Origin of the sequence: Brevundimonas sp. (assembly GCF_041648615.1) — a bacterium.
Lineage (GTDB): Bacteria > Pseudomonadota > Alphaproteobacteria > Caulobacterales > Caulobacteraceae > Brevundimonas.
In genome coordinates this window covers 1-2,617 of sequence record NZ_JBAZOS010000095.1, presented here as the reverse complement: position 1 = coordinate 2,617, position 2,617 = coordinate 1, and the positions used below count along the sequence as shown (strand labels likewise).

Here is a 2,617-nt window from a genome sequence, read left to right as displayed (position 1 = left end):
TGGCCATGGGATGCCCGCCCCGAAGCGCTCGGAAGCCGCGATCACGCGGAGCGCAGGCGGCGACGCCGAAAACACATCACGGTCCCCGTAACGCGAAAGCAGGGGGCCACATTCCGGTTCCGGGCCAGCCGCCCGCGCTCCGCGACCTCCCCACCTTTCCGGCGGCGACGCCGGCAAGCGCTTCAGCCTGCGCGGTCTCCCTCCCCCGAAGTGGGGAGGGACGGCGAAGCGCAGCGGAGCCCGGGTGGGGAACGCCAGTCCCGCACGGATCGCGCCCGGCTTCACACTCCCCCCACCCTGTCGTCGCTTCGCGCCGACATCCCTCCCCATGAAGGGGAGGGAGAAAACGGAGACCCGCCCTGTTCCTACCCCTTGACCCGCCAGGTCGCGCCCGTCGGCCCGTCCATGACGACCACGTTCAGCGCGTTCAGACGGTCGCGGATCCGGTCGGCCTCGGGCCAGTCCTTGCCGGCGCGGGCCGCGGCCCGTTGTTCCAGCAGGGTTTCGACCTCGGCCTTGAAGGCGTCGTCGACGCCGGCGTCGAACCAGGTCGCCGGATCGGCCTGAAGCACGCCCAGGATGTTCGCGGCCGCGATCAGTTCGCCCTTGGCGCGGGCGACGACACCCTCGTCGCCCGCCGTCATGGCGCGCTCGATCTCGCTGGACAGGGCGAACAGGGTCGCCATGGCGCCCGGCGTATTGATGTCGTCCTCAATGGCCTTGAGGAAGTCCTCGGGCGGTTCGTCGCCGTTGGCCTCGACCCCGGCGGCGCGATGCAGCGCCCCGTACAGCCGGTCCAGCGCCTTGCGGCTCTGGTCCAGCAGCGACTGGTTCCAGTCCAGCGGCTGGCGGTAGTGGGCGCTCAGCAGGGCCCAGCGCACCACCTCGCCCGGCATCGACTGCACCAGATCGTGCAGCAGCAGGACGTTGCCGATCGACTTGGACATCTTCTCCGCATCGACGGTCAGGAAGCCGTTGTGCATCCAGTAGCGGCTGTATTCCGCATGGGCCTCGGGCTCATGCGCATGGCCGTGGGCGCAGACGCCCTGGGCGATCTCGTTCTCGTGGTGCGGAAACACCAGATCGATGCCGCCGCCGTGGATGTCGATCGGCAGGCCCAGCGTCTCCTCGATCATGGCCGAGCATTCGATATGCCAGCCCGGACGCCCCTCACCCCACGGCGACGGCCACGACGGTTCGCCCTCCTTCGAGGGCTTCCACAGCACGAAGTCGTGCGGATTCTTCTTGTAGGGGGCGACCTCGACCCGGGCCCCGGCGATCATGTCGTCCAGATTGCGCCCCGACAGCTTGCCGTAGGTCTCGTAGGACGAGACGTCGAACAGCACATGGCCCTCGGCCGCATAGGCGCAGCCCTGATCCATGATCGCGCCGATCTGCTTCACGATGGCGTCCATATGGTCGGTGACGTGGGGCGCCAGATCCGGCGGCGAGACGTTCAGCCGGCTCATGTCCTCCAGATAGGCGGCCTCGTAACGCGACGTGACGTCGCCGATGGGCGTGCCTTCCCTGGCCGCCTTCGCATTGATCTTGTCGTCCACGTCGGTGACGTTGCGGGCGTAGATCACGTGTTCCGCGCCATACGTCCGGCGCAGCAGCCGCACCAGCACGTCGAACACCACCGGCGGCCGGGCATTGCCGATATGGGCGTAGTCATAGACCGTCGGGCCGCAGACATAGAGGGTCACCCGGTCCGGATCTCGCGGCGTGAACACGCGCTTTTCGCGGTGCAGGGTGTCGTGGATTGTCAGCGGCATAGTGAGGCGGAAGCTTTCAGTTTTCTTGCAGGACGGACCCGCCGTCCCATATAGCCGTCCTGCTGCACAAGCGAACAGCGTCGAGATCGATAATGAGCGTCATCCCCGTCAAGCCGGTTCTGGTCGGAGACAACGACCCCGCCCCGCGCCCCTCGCGCGAGAAGGCGCTGGAGGCCGTCCGCACCCTGCTGGCCTGGGCCGGCGACAATCCGGACCGCCCCGGCCTGATCGACACGCCGCGCCGCGTGGTCGACGCCTACGGCGAATGGTTCGACGGCTATGACGCCGACGTCGAAAAGGAGCTCAGCCGCACCTTCGAGGACGTGCAGGGCTATGACGACATGGTGCTGCTGCGCGACATCGAGGTGGAAAGCCACTGCGAGCACCACATGGCCCCCTTCATCGGCAAGGCCTATGTCGCCTACATCCCCAACGAAAAGGTCGTCGGCATCTCCAAGCTGGCCCGCGTGGTCGAGATCTTCTCGCGCCGCCTCCAGACCCAGGAAGTGCTGACCAACCAGATCGCCGCCGCCATCGAATCGCATCTCGAACCGGCCGGCGTCGCCATCCTCATCGACGCCGAACACCAGTGCATGACGACCCGCGGCGTGCATCACCGCCACGTTTCGACCATCACCACCCGCTTCACTGGCGTCTTCAAGTCCGACGCCGCGCTCAAGGATCGCTTCCTGAGGCTGGCCCAGGGCCGCTAGAATTTACTGATCGTCTCGCCTGACAGGCGTATTTGGAGCAATCCGGGGGCAATGGAACCCCAACCGGCCTGAACCCGCTTTACAAGCCGGGTCCGGGACGCCAAGAGACGAACCGAACGTCAAAGCTTG

At 66.9% G+C, this 2,617-nt stretch carries 2 protein-coding genes; one reads left to right on the top strand and one right to left on the bottom strand.

Annotation, left to right across the window (positions count from 1 at the left end; translation table 11 throughout):
• Positions 1 to 365: 365 nt before the first annotated feature.
• Positions 366 to 1,775 (bottom strand): cysteine--tRNA ligase, encoded by a 1,410-nt coding sequence (gene cysS, locus WC555_RS15690; protein WP_373255075.1) that lies wholly within the window; start codon positions 1,773 to 1,775, stop codon positions 366 to 368.
• 92 nt (positions 1,776 to 1,867) lie between these two features.
• On the opposite strand from cysS, the gene folE reads away from it, so the two are divergent.
• On the top strand, positions 1,868 to 2,488 hold the full coding sequence (gene folE, locus WC555_RS15685; protein WP_292130393.1) for a GTP cyclohydrolase I FolE: 621 nt from the start codon (positions 1,868 to 1,870) through the stop codon (positions 2,486 to 2,488).
• The last annotated feature ends 129 nt before the right edge of the window (positions 2,489 to 2,617 follow it).